Annotated in this window: 24 protein-coding genes; 9 read left to right on the top strand and 15 right to left on the bottom strand. The window is 36.6% G+C overall.

Translation table 11 applies throughout. The features are described 5' to 3' along the window. Positions 1–359: 359 nt before the first annotated feature. The 3 genes from HX124_RS10820 (at position 360) to HX124_RS10810 (ending at position 4,191) form a co-directional block, all read left to right on the top strand. The gene (locus HX124_RS10820) at positions 360–1,523 is read left to right on the top strand and encodes a ribosomal protein uL16 3-hydroxylase (RefSeq protein ID WP_286384093.1); all 1,164 of its coding nucleotides are present in this window, start codon (positions 360–362) and stop codon (positions 1,521–1,523) included. Positions 1,524–1,698: 175 nt separating this feature from the next. Next, positions 1,699–3,369 (top strand): FMN-binding glutamate synthase family protein, encoded by a 1,671-nt coding sequence (locus HX124_RS10815; protein WP_286384094.1) that lies wholly within the window; start codon positions 1,699–1,701, stop codon positions 3,367–3,369. A gap of 201 nt (positions 3,370–3,570) precedes the next feature. Then, complete coding sequence (locus tag HX124_RS10810) at positions 3,571–4,191, top strand: aminotransferase (RefSeq protein WP_286384095.1); 621 nt, start codon at positions 3,571–3,573, stop codon at positions 4,189–4,191. Between the two features lie 100 nt (positions 4,192–4,291). Here HX124_RS10810 and HX124_RS10805 read toward each other — a convergent pair whose 3' ends face one another. Further along, a complete protein-coding gene (locus tag HX124_RS10805) occupies positions 4,292–4,777 on the bottom strand; it encodes a hypothetical protein (RefSeq protein ID WP_286384096.1) in 486 nt (161 codons plus the stop codon). Between the two features lie 122 nt (positions 4,778–4,899). On the opposite strand from HX124_RS10805, the gene HX124_RS10800 reads away from it, so the two are divergent. Both HX124_RS10800 and ygaH read left to right on the top strand, forming a co-directional pair. Next, the gene (locus HX124_RS10800; RefSeq protein WP_171405175.1) at positions 4,900–5,646 is read left to right on the top strand and encodes an AzlC family ABC transporter permease; all 747 of its coding nucleotides are present in this window, start codon (positions 4,900–4,902) and stop codon (positions 5,644–5,646) included. Beyond that, complete coding sequence (gene ygaH / locus HX124_RS10795) at positions 5,636–5,977, top strand: L-valine transporter subunit YgaH (protein WP_286377883.1); 342 nt, start codon at positions 5,636–5,638, stop codon at positions 5,975–5,977. The genes HX124_RS10800 and ygaH overlap by 11 nt, the downstream gene beginning before the upstream one ends. 3 nt (positions 5,978–5,980) lie before the next feature. On the opposite strand, the gene HX124_RS10790 is transcribed toward ygaH, so the two are convergent. The 8 genes from HX124_RS10790 to pyrG all read right to left on the bottom strand — a co-directional run bounded on the left by HX124_RS10790 (position 5,981) and on the right by pyrG (position 13,645). After that, positions 5,981–6,496, bottom strand: coding sequence for a protein DA1 (locus HX124_RS10790; protein ID WP_286384097.1), 516 nt, complete (start codon positions 6,494–6,496; stop codon positions 5,981–5,983). A 128-nt stretch (positions 6,497–6,624) separates the two neighbouring features. Further along, complete coding sequence (locus HX124_RS10785; protein ID WP_286384098.1) at positions 6,625–7,110, bottom strand: hypothetical protein; 486 nt, start codon at positions 7,108–7,110, stop codon at positions 6,625–6,627. A gap of 123 nt (positions 7,111–7,233) precedes the next feature. Next, entirely contained in the window at positions 7,234–8,370 is a 1,137-nt protein-coding gene (gene rodA, locus HX124_RS10780; protein ID WP_107009785.1) for a rod shape-determining protein RodA, read from the bottom strand. 94 nt (positions 8,371–8,464) lie between these two features. After that, entirely contained in the window at positions 8,465–9,178 is a 714-nt protein-coding gene (gene ispD, locus HX124_RS10775) for a 2-C-methyl-D-erythritol 4-phosphate cytidylyltransferase (protein WP_286384099.1), read from the bottom strand. Beyond that, positions 9,147–9,533: a septum formation initiator family protein gene (locus tag HX124_RS10770; RefSeq protein WP_107009783.1), complete on the bottom strand. Its 387-nt coding sequence runs from the start codon at positions 9,531–9,533 to the stop codon at positions 9,147–9,149. The genes ispD and HX124_RS10770 overlap by 32 nt, the downstream gene beginning before the upstream one ends. A gap of 253 nt (positions 9,534–9,786) precedes the next feature. After that, positions 9,787–11,076, bottom strand: coding sequence for a phosphopyruvate hydratase (gene eno, locus HX124_RS10765; protein WP_286377887.1), 1,290 nt, complete (start codon positions 11,074–11,076; stop codon positions 9,787–9,789). A gap of 43 nt (positions 11,077–11,119) precedes the next feature. Further along, positions 11,120–11,977 carry a 3-deoxy-8-phosphooctulonate synthase gene (gene kdsA / locus HX124_RS10760; protein ID WP_107009781.1) on the bottom strand — a complete coding sequence of 286 codons (858 nt, stop codon included), beginning with the start codon at positions 11,975–11,977 and terminating at the stop codon, positions 11,120–11,122. 27 nt (positions 11,978–12,004) lie between these two features. Beyond that, complete coding sequence (pyrG, locus tag HX124_RS10755; RefSeq protein ID WP_107009780.1) at positions 12,005–13,645, bottom strand: CTP synthase; 1,641 nt, start codon at positions 13,643–13,645, stop codon at positions 12,005–12,007. Between the two features lie 226 nt (positions 13,646–13,871). Between pyrG and HX124_RS10750 the strand changes: the two genes are divergently transcribed. Beyond that, a complete protein-coding gene (locus HX124_RS10750; protein ID WP_286384100.1) occupies positions 13,872–14,411 on the top strand; it encodes an internalin in 540 nt (179 codons plus the stop codon). A gap of 142 nt (positions 14,412–14,553) precedes the next feature. On the opposite strand, the gene HX124_RS10745 is transcribed toward HX124_RS10750, so the two are convergent. Next, positions 14,554–15,972 carry an aspartate ammonia-lyase gene (locus HX124_RS10745; RefSeq protein ID WP_286384101.1) on the bottom strand — a complete coding sequence of 473 codons (1,419 nt, stop codon included), beginning with the start codon at positions 15,970–15,972 and terminating at the stop codon, positions 14,554–14,556. Positions 15,973–16,116: 144 nt separating this feature from the next. Here HX124_RS10745 and HX124_RS10740 point away from each other — a divergent pair, with 144 nt between their 5' ends. Further along, on the top strand, positions 16,117–16,992 hold the full coding sequence (locus tag HX124_RS10740; protein WP_286384102.1) for a LysR substrate-binding domain-containing protein: 876 nt from the start codon (positions 16,117–16,119) through the stop codon (positions 16,990–16,992). A 154-nt stretch (positions 16,993–17,146) separates the two neighbouring features. On the opposite strand, the gene HX124_RS10735 is transcribed toward HX124_RS10740, so the two are convergent. The 3 genes from HX124_RS10735 to HX124_RS10725 form a co-directional block, all read right to left on the bottom strand. Continuing rightward, the gene (locus HX124_RS10735; protein ID WP_286384103.1) at positions 17,147–18,229 is read right to left on the bottom strand and encodes a YheT family hydrolase; all 1,083 of its coding nucleotides are present in this window, start codon (positions 18,227–18,229) and stop codon (positions 17,147–17,149) included. A 101-nt stretch (positions 18,230–18,330) separates the two neighbouring features. Next, entirely contained in the window at positions 18,331–18,735 is a 405-nt protein-coding gene (locus HX124_RS10730) for a nuclear transport factor 2 family protein (RefSeq protein WP_286384104.1), read from the bottom strand. Between the two features lie 193 nt (positions 18,736–18,928). Further along, the gene (locus HX124_RS10725) at positions 18,929–20,953 is read right to left on the bottom strand and encodes an NADPH-dependent 2,4-dienoyl-CoA reductase (RefSeq protein WP_286384105.1); all 2,025 of its coding nucleotides are present in this window, start codon (positions 20,951–20,953) and stop codon (positions 18,929–18,931) included. Between the two features lie 165 nt (positions 20,954–21,118). Here HX124_RS10725 and HX124_RS10720 point away from each other — a divergent pair, with 165 nt between their 5' ends. Next, positions 21,119–21,670, top strand: a complete 552-nt coding sequence (locus HX124_RS10720) for a PadR family transcriptional regulator (protein ID WP_286384118.1) — start codon at positions 21,119–21,121, stop codon at positions 21,668–21,670. An 8-nt stretch (positions 21,671–21,678) separates the two neighbouring features. Then, positions 21,679–22,593 (top strand): alpha/beta fold hydrolase, encoded by a 915-nt coding sequence (locus HX124_RS10715; RefSeq protein ID WP_286384106.1) that lies wholly within the window; start codon positions 21,679–21,681, stop codon positions 22,591–22,593. A gap of 428 nt (positions 22,594–23,021) precedes the next feature. On the opposite strand, the gene HX124_RS10710 is transcribed toward HX124_RS10715, so the two are convergent. Next, positions 23,022–23,942, bottom strand: a complete 921-nt coding sequence (locus HX124_RS10710) for a LysR family transcriptional regulator (protein WP_107009733.1) — start codon at positions 23,940–23,942, stop codon at positions 23,022–23,024. A gap of 400 nt (positions 23,943–24,342) precedes the next feature. Next, the gene (gene gltS, locus HX124_RS10705; RefSeq protein ID WP_286384107.1) at positions 24,343–25,560 is read right to left on the bottom strand and encodes a sodium/glutamate symporter; all 1,218 of its coding nucleotides are present in this window, start codon (positions 25,558–25,560) and stop codon (positions 24,343–24,345) included. Positions 25,561–25,622: the final 62 nt, after the last annotated feature.

Genomic DNA, 25,622 nt, shown 5'->3' with positions numbered 1-25,622 from the left:
TGCGGATGACGTTTTCGCGTATCCACATTTTTCTAGCTCCAAAGTTTAATTTTAGAGTTACTGCGTAACATCAGTTATTAAGAAAATAGTGGATAGTATTTTCTTAAAATTTACTGTGTTTTCAAATTTTCATCATATTTGATGAGAGTTTAAAATAAAATCAGTATACTTTTTAAAACACTGCTCAAATTAAAAGTGCCGCAAGTAGCATGCTTTCTTAAACAGCTCTGATCGACTACACATCATTTAAAACAGCCTGAGTAATTTGACTCGGAGATTTGTGGTCTAACACTTGCGCCTCATCACATCTCATAAGACAATACCTCCAATATTGATCCAAATCTGCTTAGGCTATTTTCATGTCACAACCATTAGACGTATTGGGCGGAATCACCGCTGAACAATTTCTCTCAGAATATTGGCAAAAAAAACCATTATTAGTGCGTAATGCGCTCCCTGAAATTACTGAGATTTTAGTGCCTGATGATGTCATGGAACTGGCATTGGATGAAAATGTCACTGCACGTTTAATCAAACAAAAAGACAAAGATCCAAATCAATGGACTGTGAAAAACTCACCGCTCATCAAAGGTGATTTCCAAAAAATGCCCAAGCTTTGGACTTTACTCGTTCAGGCGATTGACCATTACTCTTTTGATTTGGCTGAGCTTTGGAAAAAATTTCCATTCATTCCACAATGGCGACGTGATGACATTATGGTGTCATACGCACCTAAAGGTGGTTCTGTAGGTCAGCACTTTGATTTTTATGATGTATTTTTAGTGCAAGGTTTCGGGCATCGTCGTTGGCAATTGGGGCAAATGTGTGATGCTGATTCAGCATTTATTGAAGGACAACCCTTAAAACTCCTACCTGAAATGGAGGTTCATTTTGATGAAGTGTTGGCGCCTGGCGATTTACTTTACGTTCCACCAGGTTTATCACATTATGGCGTTGCTGAAGACGATTGCCTCACTTACTCATTCGGTTTCCGCATGCCAAATGTACCTGATATGATGGATCGGGTTTGTGATAAATTTTCTGAAAATACTGCATTAAAAAATCCACTCATTGATATCATTCGTGACCAAGTTTCACGTGCAGGTGAAGTCACTGAAAATGAACTGGCTTATTTAAAAGCAGAAATTTTTAAACAATTACAAAACTCAATGGTTTTGGATGATGCCATTATGAGTTTAATGTCTGAATCCAAATATCCTGAAAATATTCCTGAAGCAGAAGCATTGGGTACAGGTGATCTGGAAGATGTGCTTGAACAAGGTTATTTGATCCAACTTGAGCCTGCTTCACGCTTGCTTTACTCAGATCAAGATGAACAAGTGTTATTTTGGGCAAATGGTGAAGGTATTTGTATTTCTGAAGCATTTACACCACTTTTACAGCAAATTGCAGATGGTCAAAGTGTTGAGCTCAATCTTGATTTGGCGGATGACGAAATTTTGGAAGATATCGTGATGCTGTTAAATGAGTCGATTTTAATGCTTGTTCCAACAGAACAATAATTCTATCTTCAAAGAAGTCAAAGTGTTGCACTATGCTTTGACTTCACCTGTATTATGGTAAAATCTCTAAAATTTAAAATAGAATCTTTCTTATTTCTAACAATTCAACACTTGAGAAAACGTTATAAAATTGGCAACTTAGCACTATAAATATTAAGTTGGACAAACTATTCATATGGCAAGCCCTGCTCAAGCAATCAGAACTAAGTTTTTAAATACATTTTTTTCACGATATTCCGTTTGGTTTCTTTGTTTATTTATCGCAGTGTATTTGACTTGGGTCATTTTCCTGCATGAATCACATTTTATTTACTATTTTTTTTCAGACACTGTCCTTAATATCGCATGGGTGATCAGTATTGCGCTCAGTTTGGTTGGTGTTTATGACATTATTCAAACAAAACATGCCATCTTAAAAAACTATCCAATTATGGGGCACTTTCGTTTTGTCTTTGAAAGTTTCCGTCCTGAGATTCGTCAATATTTCATTGAATCTGATGAAGATGCGCTACCTTTTTCACGCTCACAGCGTAGTTTGGTCTATCAACGCGCTAAAAATGAAAATGCGGATAAACCCTTTGGTTCTATTATCAATGTATACCAAGATGATTATCGCTTCCTGACGCATTCATTAACACCTTGCGTACCAGCTGACCATAATAGCTTCCGAATAGCGATTGGAAATCAACAATGTACGCAACCTTATAGCGCTTCGATTATGAATATTTCAGCCATGAGTTTTGGTAGCTTAAGTGCCAATGCCATTCGGGCACTCAATAAAGGTGCGCAACTTGGCAAGTTCTACCATGACACTGGTGAAGGTAGTCTTAGCCCTTATCACCTGGAAAATGGAGGAGATATTGTCTGGGAACTCGGCAGTGGATATTTTGGTTGTCGAACTTTAGATGGAAAATTTGATCCTGAAAAATTTCAATCACAAGCTTCAAATCCTGCGATTAAAATGATTGAAATCAAACTCTCACAAGGTGCTAAACCTGGACATGGTGGTATTTTACCCAAAGATAAAATCAGTGAAGAAATTGCTCAAATTCGTGGCGTTCCACGTGATCGAGATTGTGTATCACCTGCTGCACATTCTGCATTTAGCACCCCTATCGAAATAATGCATTTCATTCAAAAACTACGCGAATTATCTGGTGGAAAACCTGTTGGTTTTAAACTATGTATAGGACAACCTTGGCAATTTATGGGTATTGTCAAAGCCATGTTAGCAACTAAAATTGTGCCCGATTTTATTGTCGTTGATGGCTCAGAAGGTGGCACTGGCGCAGCTCCCATTGAACTGATTGATCATATGGGTACACCACTGCGTGAAGGTTTACTTTTTGTGCATAATACCTTAGTTGGTGCAGGACTACGCGACCAAGTTAAGGTTGGTGCAAGTGGCAAAATCATCAGTGCTTTTGATATTGCCAGTACTATGGCGATGGGTGCAGACTGGGTCAACTCCGCTCGTGGTTTCATGTTTGCTGTGGGTTGTATTCAAGCGCAGAGCTGTCATACCAACCAATGCCCTGTTGGCGTCGCGACTCAAGATAAAGAACGTCAAAAAGCGCTAGATGTTCCAACTAAAGCTGAACGTGTCTACAATTTCCAAAAGAATACCTTAAAAGCACTTGCAGAAATGATCGCCGCAGCAGGTCTACAACATCCATCAGAAATTAAAGCGCATCATTTAGCACAGCGCATTAATGACCGTGAAATCAAAAACTATGCTCAATTACATTTTTGGATGAAAAATGGTGAATTACTTTCTTGTGAAAATAAAGACGAAGAAAATTTTTATTTTAGAATGTGGAATCTAGCTTCTGCTGAAAAATTTTAATCTCATTAAAACATTTACAAAAATAAAAGAGGATATATTCCTCTTTTATTTTATTTATACAAATGAAAAATCGCTAAATACACATTTATTTTTAAAAGCTGATCGAAATAAAAATAATGACAAAATATCTATACAGAATCTCTATCATTTCCCTAAGATTAAATCTCAAAATATGTATGATCAAACTTTGAGAAGCATAAAATGTTAAAGATTAAAAACGTTTTGTTATATATGAGCTTAAGTATCGCTACACCTGTTTTTGCAACAGTTGGTGGACCACAAAGTATCGAAGTTTTAGGTTATGATGCCAAAGATCAAAAAGTTTATTTACTTCGACATTTTGAGGATGGACGTGGTCGACTGCCACAGCTCTATTATTATCAATTTAAAAACAATAAAAACCCCAATAAAATCATTAAGGTCAACTCTTTATACATCAATCCTAAAACAAAAAAAATTGATTATGATCAAGAAGATACTAAATTCAATCAAGAACTCAATAAAATTCAAAAACGTTTACAACCTTTAAGGTCTGTAAAAGTTGAAAATCATATTTCTTATCTTCAGAAAAATATAAAACAAGTCCCAACATGGTATGATGCTCAACAAACCCAAGCACAAACCACCTATACATATCGTGTTTCCAATCCTTCATTTCAAAGTAATATAGAAAAAGCTGTTGCCTATAACTCCAAATTAAAAGTTAAACAGCAATTTATTATTCCTAAACAAAATAAAATGTTGATCACAGTACAATATCGAGGCATTCCGTTTGAAACAGGTTATGATATTGAAGACCCCATTTTAATGCTTAAAAAATAAACTCTTTCTACAATTAAAAAATGCACTTTACAGTGCATTTTTGACTCAATTCATTATTTTTTTGTTCTAAAAATAAAAGATTAAAATAATTTTCATCTATTTAAAATAAATTAGTATTTGCTTTGGTATTTCCTAAACTTGGATTATCAATTGCATCTTTACACTGTGCCTTATCACGTTCATAGTCTGTTTTTTTCTGTATTAAATTATGCTCTCTTTCTAAAGTTGCACGAGCAAAGCTATCTAAACTTGTTAAAGATTTACGACATAAAGCATATTTTCCTTCTGTCACAGAATCTGTCATTTTAACATTAATACGCCAATCCGTACTGAGTTTACGCACTGGTTTTCTAACCTTTTCCTCTATTAAATTCAATTGTTTACGATAAACAAAAGGTTCTACTTCATTTATTAACTTCCATGCTTCATTTGCATATACAGTTGCATCATTTGTCAGTTTTGGTGCAGGCTGAATTGGTGCTTTTGGTTCAGCGTCTGAAGATGATTGACCACAACCTTGCAAAATAAGAAGACTGAGGATAATTAAGTTTGACTTCATCAACGCAGGAAATTTCACCAACAACATAGTAAATCGCCAAATTAAACAATTGAGCACTATGCTAGTAAATTCGAGTACAATACACAATCTTGATTTTACCTTTTGTTTTACTCCCAATTAGGTGTTACGTGTCTCAACACACAAGCTCTATCGTCAAGCCTGCTGGATTTTGGCAAGGTGCTAAAGATAGTCAAGCGATTATTTTTACATATTTACCCGTTTCCTTTGCTTTTGGTGTCTCTGCAACTCAGTTTGGATTTACAGCATGGGAAGCTTTGTTTTTATCATGCTCTATGTATGCAGGTGCAAGTCAATTTTTAGTCGTTGCATTACTTGGTAGTGGAACTTCAATTTGGATGACAGCACTGACTGTGATCGCACTTGATATACGCCACATTCTTTATGGACCTGCATTACAAAACCTCATTCAAGATCGTTTAAATCTTAAAAAAACAGCCATTTGGTCTTGGGGTTTAACTGACGAAGTTTTTGCTGCGGGTATGATTAAACTTTCACAAAGACGTCAAGAATGGTCTGAGTCTTGGATGTTAGGCTTAAGTTTATTTAGCTGGTTGTCATGGGCTTTAGGTTCTTTTTTAGGGGGGCTATTCTCTGACCAAGTTGCGCATTTACCTCAGTTTTTACAAGCTGCGCTCGACTTTTTATTGCCTGCATTATTTTTAAGTTTTTTATTGGCAGCTTTTGAGAAAAAACATACTTTTGTTGTCTGTATTTCTTTGATTGTTGCTGCTATTTCATGCTATTTCATCAATTTATCCGCAGCTATTTTCATTGGAATATTATCAGGAATACTTGCAGGAATTTTCAAACATTACGTTTTAAAACAACATGATGATATTCCTACCAACACTTCAGGAGAAGCAAATGAATCTTGAAATTATTTTAGTAGGTATTGTTGTTGGTATTGCAAATTTTGCCTCACGTTTCGGTCCATTTTTTTTAATTCAAAAAAGCCAACAAAATAAACAACAACGTGGTGCAACATGGCTTAAAATTGCTTTAGCAAGTATTGGAATTTCTGCTATTAGCTCTATGCTCATTGTAGCAACTTTGCCAGCCCTGATCGAAACACCAAATAAAAGCTTTGCGATGTTTGTTGGTTTTATCGTACTTATGGGTATTTATTTTAAATTTAAAAAAATTGTATTGGCAACCTTAATTGCCGCAGTTTCGTATGGCTTGGTATATACCTATTTACCGCTTTAAAACCTAAATAAACACCCGAAAATAATTGGAAAAGCCTTGTTGTTTATATGCTTCATAGGCTTTTCGCAACGCATCGCCATAGACTGGATCAGGATTATTGAACTCTTTATACAATACCCTAGGCATTAACGGATTTTGTGATTTTTGGCTCACCAGTAAAGCAATTAACTGGCAAAAACCTTCTTCTGCTTCCTGAGTGTTAAATTGATACTGATGCTGTGAAACCAATACATGCCCAATTTCATGGCTCAAAACCCAGACTAAATTTGCTGTGGGCATACCATAAATCACATAAATTTGTGCATTTAAATGTTTATTTTTAAAAAAAATATCAGTAGCGATGATGTTCGTTGCCAAACCTTCCGCTTGATCAAAACCCAAAGAAATCATTTTTTCTTTACTGACTAAGCTAACGTAAGTATGACCTCGTATAAATTTCAAACCTAAGTCTTCAATTTGCTTGAGTACCCATTGCGCTACAACTTGTAAATTTTCACGACTCACAATGATATGTTTCACACAATCTTTACAGAGCATACGACCATCTGCATAACTTAAAATATCGTGTTTAAAATGCTGATGTTAACAATAATAACAAGGATATAAAACTTGGCGTTGAAAATAATCAAAAATCATTTTTTACTTTATTATTCTGCGAATACTTTTAATTTTTGTATAGACTCAACCAAAGTTTGATTGAGCTGCTCAGAATGTTTAATTAGTTTTTCTTTCTGTTTTTCGTCATTTTCCCATTGCTTCTGATTTTTCAACAAATAAATTGAATCATCCTTATAAGCAATAAAAGCAGCTCGAACTTTTTTACCTTCAGGTGTTGCGAAACTAGCTTGATCGAGAGATTGGCTCAAAGCTTGTAAATTTTTAATCACGTCAGCGACCTGTGCTGTCTGTTCAACTGTTGCAGTTTCAGCATCTTCTACGATCATCGTGGTCATTTTTTGCATATCCACTTGCTCCATTAAACGAACAAATAACGCAAAATCAGCTTTATGACTTTGCTTTGTTGTTGATTTTTCAGTTTGTGCTTCATTGATTTGCCTTGGTGCTGCATATGTAGTGGTTAAAATAGAGCAACTTAAAACAACAGTAGTGATGCATAAAAATTGGCGGATCATGGTGATTTCCTTTATTTTGTATAAGAATGAAGAACACATATTGATATGAAATGAACAACAGTTTAAATTTATTTTTGCAAAAAAATAGGGATATTGTGTGAAATATCCCTATGCTATTTTTAATTATCGATGCGTATGAATCGACATCACAATCCCAAAACTGGCTAATAATGCGATCACAGCCGTTCCGCCATAACTCATTAATGGTAATGGATCTCCTGTGACAGGCAAAATTCCGCTCACCATACCTGAGTTTACAAATACAAAGAAAAATAATGATAAACCAATTGTACCTGCTAAAATTCGTCCATAATTATGAAAACAGCCAAGGCTAATCATCATACAACGGAAAATAATTGCTGCGTACAACAAAAATAGTAAAAAAACACCAATAAAACCAAACTCTTCGGCATAAGTTGACATAATAAAGTCGGTATGATGCTCAGGCAAATAGCCTAACTGCGACTGCGTTCCACCAAGATAACCTTTGCCTGTAAAGCCACCTGAACCAATAGCAATTTTAGATTGAATAATATTCCAACCTGCACCTAAAGCATCTGATTCTGGATCAAATAAGGTTAATATGCGCTTCTTTTGATAGGTTTGTAAGACAAACATCCAAACTAAAGGCAAAGCCATGGCTGCTGCTACAATAGCACCAATGATTAATGTCCATGACATACCACTTAAGAACAGCGCAAACACGCCACCAATCACAATCCCTATGGCTAAATCAGGTTGCAATAATGCCAAACCAAAAGGCACAACCATTAAAATTAATGCACCGATTACATGACGAAATTTAGGCGGTAAAGGTTGACGTGAAAAATACCAAGCCATCATTAATGGCATTGCGAACTTAGTAAACTCACTGGGTTGCATACTCCCAATACCAGGAATCGTCAGCCAACGTTTTGCACCAAGTCGAACATCCCCCACCAATAGAACCAAAACCAATAAAATAATGGCAAAGATATAAAAATATGGGCTAATCGCTTGATAAACTTTAGGTGGAACTTGCGCACACAAAAAAAGTAAAATAAAGCCGACGATAAAACTGACACCTTGACGTGCCAACATTCCAACATCCTGATCAGATGCGCTATAAACCATTAATAAACCCAGTGCGGCATTGATAAGCAAAAATGCCAATAACCAAGGGTCTAAATGTAATTTATCCCATTTTGAAATAGTTTCATTGAAGCTGCGACCATCCCTTAAGGAATGTCGTAAGAAGCGATATTGCTCGGTGGGTGGCATTTTATTTTCTACAAAAAAATAAGAAACAAAATTATAAAGAGAAAAGTCTAAGAAAACATCTTTCCCTTTATAATTCTTATGAATTTGCTCAATTTTATTGTTGTGCCATTAAAATTAAACGAGCCAATTCTAAATCATCTGGATAAGTAATTTTTATATTGTCTGAACGCCCTTGAACCACTTGAACGGTTTGCCCAATAAACTCTAAAGCACTTGCTTCATCTGTAATGACACATTGGTTTTTTAATGCGTGTTCTATTGCTTGTTTGAGTTGAGCTATTGTCGACATTTGAGGCGTTTGTGCCTGCCAAAGTTGCTCTCTACTCACAGTTTTGTCAATCTCATGGTTTTTAGCAACACGTTTTAAAGTATCACGTACTGGAACTGCTAAAATTGCACTGCTTTCAGTCTGTTTTACAACATTTAATAATTGATTCAGACAATCCAAAGTTACACATGGACGGGCAGCATCATGTACCAACACGACGTCCTCTGGTTCAGCAATTTCGGTCAGATAAAGTAAAGCATTCAGCACAGAATTTACACGTTCAGCACCGCCTAAACAAAAATGAATTTTATCCTTTTGTTCAAATGCCAATGTTTGAGCAACATCATCTTGTTCGCCTATTGCAAGCACACACCCCGCAAGAGGCAACTGCATTAAACGATTTACAGTATGTTCTAAGACCGTTTTATTTTGAATCAATTGATATTGTTTAAGTTCTGTCTTGGAGAAACGACTTCCCGAGCCTGCCGCAGGAATAATTGCCCATAACTTACGGTTGTTCAGGTGGGATTTCATCTTCATTGGTTCTGTCGTCTACTGGCGCATTTGGATCAATATAAATAGGTTTGTAATGAGTACTAATCGTACTCATTTGTACAAAAGTTTCATGTGGTTTAATTAGACCTAAATCAAGCCGTGCATGTTCTTCTATCGCTTCTGCACCATTTTTTAAGTCATATACTTCTGCTGCCAAAATACGATTACGTTCTTTTAGCTCATTATTTACTTCAGTCTGTTGCTGAATTTGCTGCAATAATGCTTGATGTGGAAAATATCCACCATCACCAAACCAATAACGGTATTGCAATATAATAACGATCAACAGTGCAATAATAAAAATAACTTTACTTGATGTTGACTTAAAGACTTCTAACATATTTAGGGCTATCGACAAGAGTATGAATTATCGACAAAGTATATTTAAAATCAGTAGTTTACTTTTAAAGAAAACACTTTAATGTATACAACAAATTAAAAATATCTTTGTCTAGTCAGAGTATGACTAATTTTTTCTCAAGCTTCAGTATAAAACTTGAAAAGGTTGTTGCTATTTTCACATTTTCTGCTCTATTGACTTTATTTTCATCAACAAAACCATTCTATGCTTCAATAACAACAACCTTTTTAGCTTAGTTCAAACCTTTGAATTCAGCCTTACCACGGTAAGCCGCTTTCGTTAATTCTTCAATACGAAGTAATTGGTTATATTTTGCTACGCGGTCAGAACGGCAAAGTGAACCTGTTTTGATTTGACCTGCTGCTGTACCTACTGCAAGATCCGCAATTGTAGAATCTTCAGTTTCACCTGAACGATGAGAGATAACAGTGGTATAACCATTGTCTTTTGCAAGGTAAATCGCATCTAAAGTTTCAGTCAACGTACCAATTTGGTTGTATTTGATTAAAATAGAGTTACCTACTTTCTCATTAATACCACGTTGTAAAATCTTAGGATTTGTAACGAATAAATCATCACCAACCAATTGGATTTTATCACCAAGGATAGAAGTCAAATAAGACCAACCTTCCCAATCAGACTCATCCAAACCATCTTCAATAGAGATAATTGGATATTGGTTTACAAGACCTGCTAAATAGTCAGAGAATTGGTTGCTTGTAAATGCTTTGTTGCCTTCACCTGCAAGAATATACTGACCATTTTTGTAGAATTCTGAAGATGCACAGTCAAGCGCAAGCATGATATCAGAACCCGCTTTATAACCAGTTTGACCAATTGCTTCAAGAATTACAGTAATTGCTTCTTCGTTCGAGCGAAGGTTTGGTGCAAAACCACCTTCATCACCAACAGCAGTGTTTAAACCTTTTTTGTTTAATACTGATTTTAAAGAATGGAAGATTTCAGCACCCGCACGAAGCGCTTCAGAGAATGAAGTGAAGCCTACAGGCTCAATCATAAACTCTTGAATATCAACGTTATTATCTGCATGTGAACCACCATTAATGATGTTCATCATTGGTACAGGCATTGTTAAAATTGTTTGACCACGTAAATCTGCGATGTATTGGAAAAGTGGAATTTTCTTTTCATCAGCAGCAGCACGTGCAGCAGCGAGCGATACTGCTAAAGTTGCATTTGCACCTAATTTTTCTTTGTTTTCAGTACCATCAAGCGCAATCATCGTATTATCGATGTCTTTTTGCTCAAATACAGACTTACCAACCAAAGCATCACGGATTAAAGTATTTACATTATTAACCGCTGTTTTAACGCCTTTACCTAAATAACGCGCTTTATCGCCATCACGAAGTTCTAAAGCTTCACGAGAACCAGTTGAAGCACCAGATGGTGCACATGCACGACCAACAACGCCAGATTCTAAAATTACGTCTGCTTCGATGGTTGGGTTACCACGAGAGTCCAAGATTTCACGTGCACGAATGTCAACGATTTGGCTCATGAATAATTCCTCAGTTGAATGAATAAAAGATACCAAAATGGTATCAATGAGTATCTAACTTCTTGAATCCTTTTACTAAAGTATCCAATTCTTTTAATTGTGCCAAGAATGGCTCAAGCTGTGACATACGTAATGCACAAGGACCATCACATTTTGCCTGTTCAGGATCAGGATGTGCTTCTAAGAATAATCCTGCTAAACCTGTTGCCATACCTGCACGAGCAAGTGTGGTAATTTGTGCGCGACGCCCACCCGCAGAATCTGCACGTCCACCCGGCGTTTGCAAAGCATGTGTGACATCAAAAAACACAGGGACATTCATTTCTTTCATGGTGTCAAAGCCCAACATGTCTACAACTAAGTTGTTATAGCCAAATGCTGAACCGCGCTCACACAAAATTAATTTGTCATTTCCTGCTTCCAAACATTTATGCAAAATATGACGCATTTCATGTGGTGCAAGAAACTGGGCTTTTTTGATATTGATAATGGCTTGCGTTTTTGCCATGGCTTCAACCAGATCAGTCTGACGACTTAAAAATGCTGGAAGTTGTATAATGTCTGCAACTTCAGCGACTGGTGCAGCCTGATAAGGTTCATGTACATCAGTAATGATAGGAACATTAAAATGTTTTTTAATGTCAGCTAGCCACTCCAAACCCTTTTCCAAACCAGGACCACGGAATGAATGTAGGCTTGAACGATTCGCTTTATCAAAGCTTGCTTTAAATACATATGGAATATCTAAGCGTTTACAGATATCAACATAAGTTTCTGCTATTTCAAACGCTAAATCTTTAGACTCAAGTACATTCATGCCGCCGAATAGTACAAATGGCAAATGATTTGCCATTTGTATATCGCCTAAACGTACAATTTCTTGTGCTTTTAATTGTGACATTTAAACTTCCTAGTTGTCGCTATATGCTTATTTACTATTTTGGTGCTGTTGTTTAGCAGCATCAATAAAGCTAGCAAATAATGGATGACCATCACGTGGTGAGCTTGTAAATTCTGGGTGGAATTGTACAGCAATAAACCAAGGATGTTCAGGAATTTCTACAGTTTCAACAAGATGTTGTACCGCAGAATAACCAGAAATTTTCATACCTGCTTCTTCAATAGCAGGAATAAAACGATCATTCATTTCATAGCGATGACGATGGCGTTCTGTGATTTCTGCTTTTGCATAAACTTCACGTGTTTTTGTGCCTTCAACCAATTCAGATTTTTGTGCACCTAAACGCATTGTACCGCCTAAGTTTGACTCGGCACTACGATGTTGAATTTCGCCACGCTCATCTAACCATTCAGTAATTAAACCAATCAATGGGAATTTAGTTGAACGGTTAAACTCAGTTGAAGTTGCTTCAGGCATACCTGCAACATGACGTGCAAACTCGATCACAGCCAATTGCATACCCAAACAAATACCTAAGAATGGTACTTTGTTTTCACGTGCAAACTGAATCGCTTTCATTTTGCCTTCAGTACCGCGCTCACCAAAACCACCTGGAACAAGGATTGCATCTGCATCTTTCAATACTTCAGCAACATTTTGGCTTTCAAGTTCTTCAGCATTGACATAGTCAATTTGAACTTTAACGCGGTTTTGAATACCTGCATGTAAAAGTGCTTCATTGACAGACTTATACGCATCTGGCAGTTCAACATATTTACCCACCATCGCCACACGCACTGTGTATTCCGGGTTCAATAATGCTTCAACAACGTGATCCCAATCTGAAAGATCCGCTTCTGGCAAATTGTCATAACCAAAACGTTCACAGATTAAATCATCAACATTTTGTTCATAGAATGTACGTGGAATTTGATAAATTGAACGCGCATCTTTACATACCACAACTGCACGTGCTTCAACGTTAGTAAATAACGCGATTTTACGAGTTGTGTCTGCATCAACATCATGCTCAGTACGACAAATCAAAATGTCAGGTTGAATACCAATGGACAATAATTCTTTTACAGAATGTTGTGTTGGTTTAGTTTTAAGCTCAGCAGCAGACTTGATATATGGCAATAAAGTTAAATGCATAAGCATTGTACGTTTATGACCAAGCTCAACCATTAACTGACGTACAGATTCCATGAATGGGAGAGATTCAATGTCACCTACCGTACCACCGATTTCAACGATGGCAACGTCATAGCCTTCGCCTGCACGAAGTACACGTTCTTTAATATTATCCGTAATATGTGGAATAACTTGTACTGTACCGCCTAAGTAATCACCACGACGTTCTTTGTTCAAGACATCCTGATAAACACGACCAGAAGTAAAGTTATTCAATTTGGTCATTTTGGCACGACGTAAGAAACGCTCGTAATAACCCAAATCTAAGTCCGTTTCAGCTCCGTCTTCTGTAACAAAAACTTCACCGTGTTGGAATGGGCTCATAGTCCCAGGATCGACATTAATGTATGGATCCATTTTGACCATGGTCACTTTTAAACCACGGGCTTCTAAAAGTGCAGCAACTGAAGCAGCTGAAATACCTTTACCTAGTGATGATACAACACCACCAGTGACGAATATAAAATGGGTCATTAAGTTTCTCGTACAATGGAGCCTAAATTGGCCTACAATGTTGTGCGATTTTACTTTACCTTGTACCTAGAAAGCAAAGTCAATTCACATCAATTCATAGAACAATAAACAATTGGCTATTCTATCAGCATTTCCAATCAAAAATTAACATTACAGTACATGATTTTTATCTCTAATTTTATTGTTATAATAGCCTTACTCCCTAGAAGCTATTTTTTGTGTAAATATGAATAAAAAATTTTTAATTTGTGGTTTGATTGCTACAGGTCTTGTTTTAACAGCATGTGTGAAAAAAGAAGAGCCTAAAAATGATGAACCTGAAAAAGTAGAAACAACTCAAACACAGCAACCTGTACAACAACCTGCTCAGTTTGAAAACCTTGATTCTGCTGAACATGATCAAGATGAGACTCAACAGCAGCCAACTCAAGTGAATAATCAGCAACAACCTGCTCAAGCAAGTCAAACTGATACACCAAGTACAGCATCAAATCATCAAGCTCAACAACAGCCTGTAACTGCTGCACCTGCTCCAGCACCAACTCCTCGTGTAGAAACGCCTGCGCCTCGTCCTGTTCAAGCAACTGAAACGACACGTACAGAAGCACCAAAACCTGCTGCACCGAAGCCAGAAGTAAAACCTGTAGCTGTTGAAACTGCACGTGCAGAAACACCTGCACCGAAAGCAAACTCAGGTGCTGCTCAAACTGAAGATGATGCTGTTGCTGCAGCAATCGCTGCTGCTACACCTGCATTGAAAAACTAAGATTTAGTATTTAAAAAAGGGAAATTATAATTTCCCTTTTTTTATTCACGCTACATCAATATCAAGTTTCATACATGATATGAAAACTTTAATTTCTTATGTAAGTTATGCATTAGATTGATTTTATCCTTAACTTAAAACACTAAGCTGCGTGTTGTTTTGGCTGAATCATATTATGCACAGCAAGTACATTTGCCAAAATTTCATCTGAAAGTAATCCTTCAGCTTTGATCAAAGCTAAAACACTCTCACCTGATTCATTTGCCATCTTTGCAATTCGTGTAGTGGTTTCATAACCTAAATATGGGTTTAAAACAGTCACAATTCCAATTGAGTTTTCTACTAAATGCTGACAATGTGCGGCATTGGCGCGGATATTTTGGATGCATTTTTCATTTAACATTTGCATCGCTTTGCCTAATAACTCAATAGATTCAAATAATTTAAGCGCAATTAATGGTTCAAATGCATTTAACTGTAGTTGCCCACCTTCTGCTGCCAAAGTAATTGCCAAATCATTTGCAATAATTTGATAACACGCCAAATTCATCGCTTCAGGAATGACTGGATTTACTTTTCCTGGCATGATTGAACTACCAGGCTGACGCGGTTCCAATTGGATCTCGCCTATACCTGTACGTGGGCCACTCGATAATAAACGTAAATCATTAGAAATTTTAGATAACTTTGTTGCAGTACGTTTGAGTAAACTTGATAAAAGTACAAAGTCACCCATATCTGTCGTCGCCTCAATCAAATCAGGCGCACTTGAAATCTTTTTACCTGTAATTTCTGATAAAGCTTGAATTGCTTTTATACGATACTCAGTTTCGGTATTAATTCCCGTACCAATTGCTGTTCCACCTAAATTAATGACACTGAGTGAATCAGGCATAATATGATTTAATTTTTGCAAATCATTTTGTAAGGTGTGCGCAAAAGCACTAAATTCTTGCCCTAATGTCATCGGCACAGCATCTTGTAACTGAGTACGCCCCATTTTCACGATATTAGAGAACTCGTTAGCTTTGTTACTTAAGCTTTCAATGAGTTTTTGAAATGGGATATTCAGATGATCCAATGCAAATAATAAACCTATTTTTATTGCACTTGGATATACATCATTGGTTGACTGAGACATATTTACATCGTTATTGGGATGTAGATGTTGATATTCACCTTTTGCATACCCCAAAAACTCCAATCCAATATTTGCAATAACTTCATTGGCATTCATATTTGTAGAAGTTCCAGCCCCACCCTGAATCATATCAATAGGAAAATGGCTATGGTATGAACCATTCATCAATTGCTGGCATGCATATTGAATCGCATTATATTTATTTTCTTCAATTTTATTTAATTTAAAATTAGCATCCACACAAGCAGATTTCACCATAGCAAGCGCTTGAATAAAAATAGGAAAATCACTTAACTTATGCACACTTAGATTAAAATTCTCAAGCGCTCTTAATGTTTGCACACCGTAGTAGCAATGAAATGGGACTTCCTTACTTCCCAATAAATCCTTTTCAGTTCTCGTTTTAATTTCAATGTTCATTTGCAATGTAGCTCTACGAAGATGATGAATTTATCTTAGGTGAAATAATCCAAACTTGACCAATGTAAAAAAATATATCTGTATGCATTTTTTGCATATCACTTGTTATACTTTCATGAGTTAAATATTTATTGGTAATCAGACATGACGCTTGAAATTCGCTGGATTGAGGATCTTCTTGCATTGGATCAAGAAAAATCGATCTCTAGAGCAGCATCTATACGTCATGTCACGCAATCAGCGTTTACACGTAGAATACAAAATATTGAAGCATCGTTGGGATTTCAAATTTTAAAGCGTTATAGTAAAAATATTGATTTTACAGATGCTGGTCAAGTCTTGCTCTCAACAGCAAAAAGTATTAAAAACCAAATGAATACAACGATAACATATTTAGAAAAAAATATTAAAGACAATGAACTTTCGATTAAATTTGCCGTATCTCATTCTCTCATTACTCAGTTTTTTCCCAAATTTATTCAAAAATTATATTCAGACTATAATGACCTAAAATTAGAAATTATTGCTGCAAATCTGCAACAAGGCATACGTTTATTAAAAGATGGTTCTTGTGATTTTCTCATTTGTTATTGTGATCAACTTACTTTGCAACAATTGGATGCTACGCTTTTTACCTACCATAAAATTGTAAATATGCAAATTGTGCCCGTGACAGCCAGCAAAAATGAATTGCCTAAATACGAACTCAATCAAACTTTCCCGCTTTTAGCCTATAGTAAGCAAGCCTATCTGAGAAAATGTGTTGATAAAATGATAGAAAATAAACTGAATTATCGAACTTTATATGAAACAGATAATGCCAGTGACTTAAAAGCTTTGGCTTTACAAGGCTTAGGTATAGTGTGGTTACCTCGTTTACTCATTGAAGATGAAATCAATGAAAATAAATTAAAAATACTGGATGGTTATAGTTTCTTCCAAGATATTTATATTGTTCGTAGTAATATGATTTACTCTCAAAAGATAAATTTCGTTTGGAATTATTTAGCACTTACATAAACCATTTCTCAAATTTTTTAATATTTACATGATTCCATCTATTTAAAATCAATAAAGCATCACAATTGGATCATTAAAACGGATAGATCAAATAACAATATCTGATTTATCCGATTATTTGATCACTTTATCCAATATTGATTGGTCATTCATATCATGAATATTGCTGTAAAAAACCTGCTATTAGCCTTGATGCCCATGATTTGGTATTTAAACCCTCATAGAAACCACAATGACTGCCCTTTTTGGTGGTGACTACAATGATATTTGACATATTTTCAATGGTTTGCTTAAAAGGCTCGAGGTTTTTAATTGAACAGACTGGATCATCTTCAGCATTTAAAATCATCAATGGAATTTTAACATTTTCAAACACATAAATCGGGTTAATCGCCTGATTATAACTCTGATAATCTGAAAATCCTGCCATTTCAAAATACTCATTTTGAAATTCCTGCAAAGTTTTGGTCTGCAAAACAGTTTGCACCGAATCTATTTTCGCCCAGGTTTGCGCATAGGGCGTAATAAAGGCTTTAAATAATTTTTTGGTCATGACTTTGGTATAAAAAGGATGCACATTGGCAAAACCCAGTTCAGTGTCATAACCCGGACACATAGCAAAAGCGGCTTTAAATGGTGTATTTTCAGCTTCCTCACCCAAGTAACGTACCAATAATCCTGTTCCTGCCGAAGAGCCGACGGCATACAGTTCAGATTGTGGAAATTTCTGTTGAATACACTGAATTTGCTCACGTAAATCTGCGGTTGAACCAAAAATCGACATTTGTGGTACAGGCATAGGTAAGCCTGCATGTCCACGGCGTAAACACAGTGCAATGCGCCACCCTGTATAGTCATGCAAATCTTTGACTAACTCGCGCATACTTTCAGGCGTGCCTGTAATAGTATGCATGATCACAATCGTTGGCGTATCCTGAGGTAAATCATAGCCATACCAAGCAATCGCCGTCACCCCACCATCTTGCATGGTCAGTTGCTCAATTCGATCGTATTGTAACTTGATCATCTTTTTTTTGATGATATCAAAATATAATAAATGCACATGCTGATTGCTCAACCACGGTGTCGGTCGATATTTTTGTTGCAGTTGTGGCAATTGTGCCAGCACCGCTTTCATCTGTCCCTGTGGGTCATAATACATTTTCGGCAATTCTGCACCAGTGAGTTGATCCAGTACATGTTGCGTCATTTGACTGACTTTATTCAGAATAGACATTGCTCATCTCTACATTTTGGACATTTTAAAATACAGCTTTGACTGCGATACAGCCCTTTATTCAGGAATACCTGTGTATTCCTGAACAGATTTACGTGCTATTACGCTTGATATTGGGCAAAACGTGCGCCCATTTTCACTGCGAGTGCTTCTAAACCACTTTTTGGTCGTAACATCACTTCAAATTCAACAATTTGACCTTGTTCATTAAAGCGAATCATATCAATGCCTTTGAGTTTCTTTTCACTAACCATTGCCGAAAACTCCAAGACCACACTTTGTTCATCTTCAGTAAAAAATTCACGGTGATAGGTAAAGTTTTCGAAAATCTCAATCACATTACTCAAGATAAAAAATACCACCTGTTTTCCTTCATAAGGATTAAAGGCAACAGGTGAACGAAAGACCACATCATCTGTGAGTAATTCGTTGAGAATGTTCATATCACGGGTTTGAACCATGCGATGCCATTTTTGTACGGCAGTTTTGGTATTGGTGTAGCTCATTTTAATGTCCTTATAGAATCAAAACATTCACACTAAGATTAATGTAATGAATGCTCCTTCTCTTGCGCCATATATGGCTCAGGGAGAAGGCTGGGATGAGGGGAAATAAAATTTAAGCACCTCACCCTAGCCCTCTCCTAAAAGGAGAGGGAACTTCCATTAAATTATTTAAAAGTGAATATAAATTAGTTTTTTAAATCACCATCGCCAATTCAGCACCCTGACGAATGGCACGTTTCGCATCCAACTCGCCTGCTTCTTTCGCACCACCAATCAGATGCACAGATTTACCATCTGCTTTGAGTTGCTCAAACATCGCAGTATAAGATTCTTGCCCTGCACAGATCACAACGTTATCTACATTCAATACCATGACTTTATCAGCCACAGTAATATGTAAGCCTTGATCATCAATCTTGTCGTAGCTTGCACCCGGAATCATATTGACATGGCGATGTTTCAAGCCTGTACGGTGAATCCACCCAGTGGTTTTACCTAAGCCTGCGCCGACTGAATTGGTTTTACGTTGCAGTAAATAAATTTCACGTGGTGATTGCTCGACTTCAGGTTGCTTTAAACCACCCACATGTGCATAGGTGGTATCAATACCCCATTCATCATAGAATTTTTGTGGGTTCAGACTGCCACTTTCACCCTCATGAGAAAGATATTCAGCCGTATCAAAACCAATCCCGCCTGCACCAATAATCGCTACCTTTTTACCTACAGGCTTACGCTCACGTAACACTTCGATATAAGACAATACTTTTGGATGATCAATGCCTTCAATATTTAAATGACGCGGAGTAACGCCAGTTGCCACCACAATATCATCAAAATTTTCAGCGCTGAGTTCTTCATAAGTCGCGGTATGATTCAACACAAGTTTAATATTTGGCTGAAGCTCAATTTTACGTTTGAAATAACGTAAAGTTTCATAAAATTCTTCTTTGCCCGGAATGGTTTTGGCAATATTAAACTGCCCACCAATCTGATTGGATGCTTCAAAAATCGTGACTTTATGACCACGATCAGCCGCATAAGTCGCAAAACTGAGTCCCGCAGGACCTGCGCCAATCACTGCAATATTCTTAACGGTTGCCGTATCTTTGAAAATCAGTTCAGTTTCATAACATGCACGCGGATTGACCAAACAAGTTGCTATTTTCATTGAGAAAATATGGTCTAAACACGCTTGGTTACAACCGATACAGGTGTTAATTTCATCTGCACGACCTTGTTCAGCTTTTACAACAAAGTGCGAATCGGCAAGCATCGGGCGTGCCATCGAAATCATGTCCGCATCGCCCTGAGCCAAGACATGTTCCGCCATTTCAGGGGTATTGATACGGTTAGACGTAATTAACGGTACATTCACAGAACCTTTCAATTTTTTCGTTACCCATGTAAATGCAGCACGTGGCACTTTGGTCGCAATGGTTGGAATACGGGCTTCATGCCAACCAATACCTGTATTGATAATGGTTGCACCTGCTTTTTCAATTTCTTTCGCCAACTGAATCACTTCTTCTAAAGTTGAACCGCCTTCGACCAAATCAAGCATGGATAAACGATAGATAATAATGAAGTTTTCACCGACTTCTTCACGGGTACGACGCACAATTTCTATCGGGAAACGAATACGGTTTTCATAGCTACCGCCCCACTCATCATCACGATGGTTAGTACGTGCTGCAATAAATTCATTGATCAGATAACCTTCTGAACCCATGATTTCAACACCGTCATAACCTGCAATTTGTGACAATTTGGCACAGTTGGCAAAGTCTGCAATGGTTTGCTGAACTTCAGCGGAAGTTAAAGCATGTGGTTTGGTTGGGTTAATCGGTGCTTGAATAGCAGAAGGTGCAACATTTTCAGGCTGATAAGAATAACGTCCTGTATGTAAAATTTGTAAGGCAATTTTTCCGCCTGCATCATGTACTGCCTGTGTAATCACTTTATGCTTTTCTGCTTCTTCCAAGGTATCAAGTTTAGAACCACCAAAGAAGGTTACACCGTGATCATTCGGTGAAATTCCGCCTGTTACAATTAAACCAACGCCGCCGGCTGCACGCTCTGCATAAAATGCAGCCATACGGTCATAGCCACCGTCAACTTCCTCAAGCCCTACATGCATAGAACCCATCAATACGCGATTTTTTAAAGTGGTAAAGCCTAAATCCAATGGCGCAAGTAAATGCGGGTAATTAGACATGTGAACTCCTTGGCGTGCTTTCGCTGGCTAGTCTTTATAATTTCTCAGTTAATTTTTTAATGCAACAAGTTGCATAGTGCAATTTATTTATAATCGAGATTTGATTTTTATGCAACATGTTGCATAATGAATTTACACCCATTTTATGTGCGAAATATTACTCAAATGTCTTTAGCCCATGTTTTATTGACGAGTCTGATTGAAAAACCGAGTACAGGTTTTGAGTTGGCACGCCGTTTTGACCGCTCTATGGGCTTTTTCTGGAATGCCACACACCAACAAATTTATCGTGAATTAAGTGGCATGCTGAAAAAAGGCTGGATTTCCACTTTAGAAGATCAAGCTGACACAGGACGCAAAAAAACCTATCAGGTTGAACAACTTGGACGTGTAGAGCTAACCGAATGGATGGTCAAACAAGGGCAACCTGCTCAGCTTCGTGAAGAAATTATGGTGCGGTTAAGACTTGAGGCACAATTTGGAGGCAATACCATTTTGCCTGAATTAGAGCGTCATTTAGTGTTACATCAAGAAAATTTAAAATTGTATCAGCAAATTTTTAATAAAGACTTTGCTCATGCAGACCCACAAGATCGAACTTTATATATTCATAAAATGATTTTACAATTGGGAATTGATCTGGAAAATGGCTGGATTGATTGGCTCAGTCAACTCATCCCTCAACTCAAAACCTTTGAAAATAAAGAAAAAACTTAAGGATTACTATGCCACACTATACAATGCCTGATGGTGAAAAATTATTTGTCCGAGAAATTGGACAAGGTGAACCTGTATTGGTTCTGTCTGGTTTAGGTATGCAAAGCTGGCAATGGCTTCCATTTTTACTTCCCAATATCAAAAAATTTAAATTTATTATCCCTGATTGGCGTGGTTTTGGCGGTTCACGCACCTGTAAAATTCCACAAGAGCTTGATGCCATTCATAATCATTGGCGTGACATTGACAGCCTGATTGAACAAATGCAACTCCATGATTTTATTTTGATTGCTTACTCTATGGGTGCAACCACAGCCATGCATGGCATGCAATATGGCAACTTAAGAGAAAAACTCAAAGCTTATTTACATATAGACCAAACCCCAAAAATCACCACAGATGCGTCTTGGAAATTTGGTTTATTTGGCAAAAAACATTTAAAATTCAAACGTTTTCTTAAAGATTATTCAGACTTTTTGCATCAATACCAAAACTATCGCTTTGTAGACGAGTTACCTGCTGAACCCCGTACTGAATTGGTGCAAATGTGGATTAATTTTATTAAAATTCAAGGCAGTAATAAAGTCAGTCCGTTTATTTTCAATCTAGCACTGAAACGCCCACAATTACAAAAGCATTTACTTCCGATTCGTCGCCTTGATTATATGACTTGGTATATCGACAATTATCTCAATCATCAGGAAGGTTATCGGGCTGCCATTGCACAACTGGACTGTCCAACTACATTTTTTATTGGTGAAAAATCGACGCTGTATCCTTCTCAAGGGCAACTCGAAGTTTCTGCACATTTAAAAAATGCAAAAAATATCGTATTCAAACGTTCAGGGCATACCCCATTAATTACCGAACCTGTAAAATTTGGTAGAGAAATCACAAATTTTTTACTCAAAAATAAAAGTTAAAATTCAACCAATAAAATGTGATGTTTTAAAGCTAAATGATTCAACTAAAGCTTTATATTTTGACTTTAGTTGAATTTTTGGCGATGTTTTAAAAAGTATGCTGAGTAGTTTCACATCAATTTGTAGTAAATCTTATCCAAAATTAAAGCTTAACGTGGTGGTGCTATCGCAGGGCGACATGGATGTCGCCGTTGGACATGAGGAGCAATGCTCCGCAAGGGAGGATATCTTGCGAAGCTTAGCTTCTCATGTCCAACAAAGGATTTTTGTTACTTTTTATCCTTAAAAAGTAAGGCATCGCCTACGAAAAGAAGTACAAACTTTGTAATATAAATGGGGCTGTGCTTGAATATTTTTCATTCACTTCAGTATCATCATAAGCAGCATACTATTTAGAACACCTCCGAATCTTTATCGTGTATTCACCCTTATGAATTATAGTAAATTGTTCTTTTCTTAGAAAAACGATCTAACTGATTTAAAAAACCTTCAAAATAATTTTTCTCTTTTTCCTCTGTACGATAGCCTGCATATAAAGTACGACGCAAACCATTTTCCGAAACACAATCTAAACGTCGAGATGTTACCCAACCTTTTTGCTCATACTCATTTACCACCCAATCTGGTAGAGCTGCAATTCCACGTCCACTCGCAACCAATTGAATTAACATTTGCGTTAAATCTGTAGTACGTATTTGTTTCGGTTGAATATTTGCAGGAATAAACAGGCGTGACATGATATCAAGTCGATGCTTATCAACAGGATAAGTGATTAAAGTTTCTTCTGCCAACTCTTGCACAGTCACTTGATTTGCTCGCACCAAAGGATGCGTATTTGACAAAACTAAACGCGACTCGTATTCAAAAATTGGAAAATACTCAATACCTTTAAGCGCAATTGGATCAGCAGTAATCAGTAAGTCAAATTCACCAGTTTGTAGTAACTCATGTGGATTTGCCTCAAAACCTGAAGCAAAATCCAGATCTACATCAGGATATTGTGAACGATATTGATTTAATAAAGGCATCAACCAGTCAAAACAACTATGACATTCTGACGAAAAAATGATGCGTCCTGTCTGACCATGTACGATACGTGTGATATCTGTTTGTGCAATTTGAATTTGTGGAAGAATGTCATCTGCCAGTTTAAGCAGCCTTTGCCCAACATTCGAAAAAGAAACTGGACGTGTACGACGATTGACAACTTCAACCCCATACCAATGATCTAACTCTTTGAGTTGATGAGAAATAGCAGAAGGCGTAAGGCATAAATCACTCGCCGCCGCAACCAATGAACCATGTTCACGTAAAGCAGTTAAAGTTTTTAAATGGCGTATTTCAAGCATGGGGAGATCCAATAAAACCTAAATAGAACTTAAAAATAAATTGCTACACAACGATTGAACATTATATAGTCAATGATATTTAGATGAATTAATTTCACTATAACATGAATTTAATGAAGTTTCCTAATGATGAATTTTATTTAATAATTCCTCCAACAAATGAAATTACATCACTTTAAAATTATGAAAAATCTTATTACCCCACTTAATCATCAACATCCAATCTATCTTAGTTTTTATTATCTTGATCTTTGCTAAAACATTAAAAAATACAATAAAAAGAAAAAAGACTTGATAATAAAAATGAGAGAACAATAAAGCAGTACCTCTTTAATCAGCAAAGCCTCCGTTATAGAGGCTTATTTTCTGAGCGATAGGCTAAATTTTCATTTTATATGTATTAAAAAAACTTAATAATTGTCTGAATAACCACAGCATTAATAATATCAATAAAGAAAGCACCACATAAAGGAATAATGAGAAAAGCTTTATGTGATGGTCCATAACTATTGGTCACTGCTTGAATATTGGCAATTGCTGTTGGTGTTGCTCCCATTCCAAAACCACAATGCCCTGCTGCCAATACTGCGGCATCATAATTACTGCCCATTACTTTAAATGTCACAAAACTTGTATATAAAGCCAATGTTAATGTTTGTAATAATAAAATAATGACCAGTGGACCCGCTAAATCTGCCAATAACCACAGTTGTAAGGACAGTAAAGCCATTGCCAAATATAAAGATAGCGATGCATTACCAAATACATCAATTGCACGATCAAATATTTTAACTTTAAGTACATGCTCTAAAAAATTTCTCAGTAATACACCACATGCCAAAGCCCAAACAAATGTAGGTAATTCAAACCATTTACCTTTGCTTAATTCAGTCATCCAATTGGCAATAAAAATACATAATGAGAACATTCCCAAAGTTGAGATGGCATTACTTGATGTAATTAAACGCGTTTTCCGTGGATATTCAAATGCAGCACTTCCCTCAGCCGCAGGTGTATCATCATGTTCTTCAACACCCAAATCTGTTGCTAATTTATGTCTTTTAATTAAAAACTTAGCAACTGGACCGCCAATTACGCCACCAATAATGAGTCCAAAGGTTGCACTTGCCATTCCCAAGACCACAGCCCCATGAATGCCATGTTCATTTTCAAGAATGGTTCCCCATGCACCTGCTGTACCATGCCCCCCAGTTAATGTAATAGATCCCACAATTAGACCAATTAATGGATCTAATCCAAGTACTTTTGCCAAACTCATACCCACAGCATTTTGTACCAATACAAAACCTGCTACACAAAGCAGAAAAATAACGAGAGATTTTCCGCCTTCTTTGAGTTTTACAAAACTTGCACTCAAACCAATTGAAGTAAAAAACATTAACATTAAGGCTTTTTGAATTGCATCATTAAAAGTTGCACTGATATTAAAAAATTTAAAAGCAAAATAAGCACAGATCGCAGCAATCAAACCACCAACTACAGGTTCAGGAATATTATAGTTTCTTAAAAAGGATATTTTTTGAACTAAAATTCGCCCAATAAATAAAACGAAGACTGCGATTACAATTGTTCCAAAAGCATCTATTTCTAATGTCATGTTTAACCTACTTATTCGATTTTATAGAGACATTAAATAAATAATTGAATAATTTTTCATCC

It is taken from the genome of Acinetobacter sp. 226-1, from assembly GCF_030329325.1.
Classification (GTDB): Bacteria; Pseudomonadota; Gammaproteobacteria; order Pseudomonadales; family Moraxellaceae; genus Acinetobacter; species Acinetobacter sichuanensis.
Note: the sequence above shows the minus strand (reverse complement) of the source record. Positions and strands in the feature narration are given on the sequence as shown.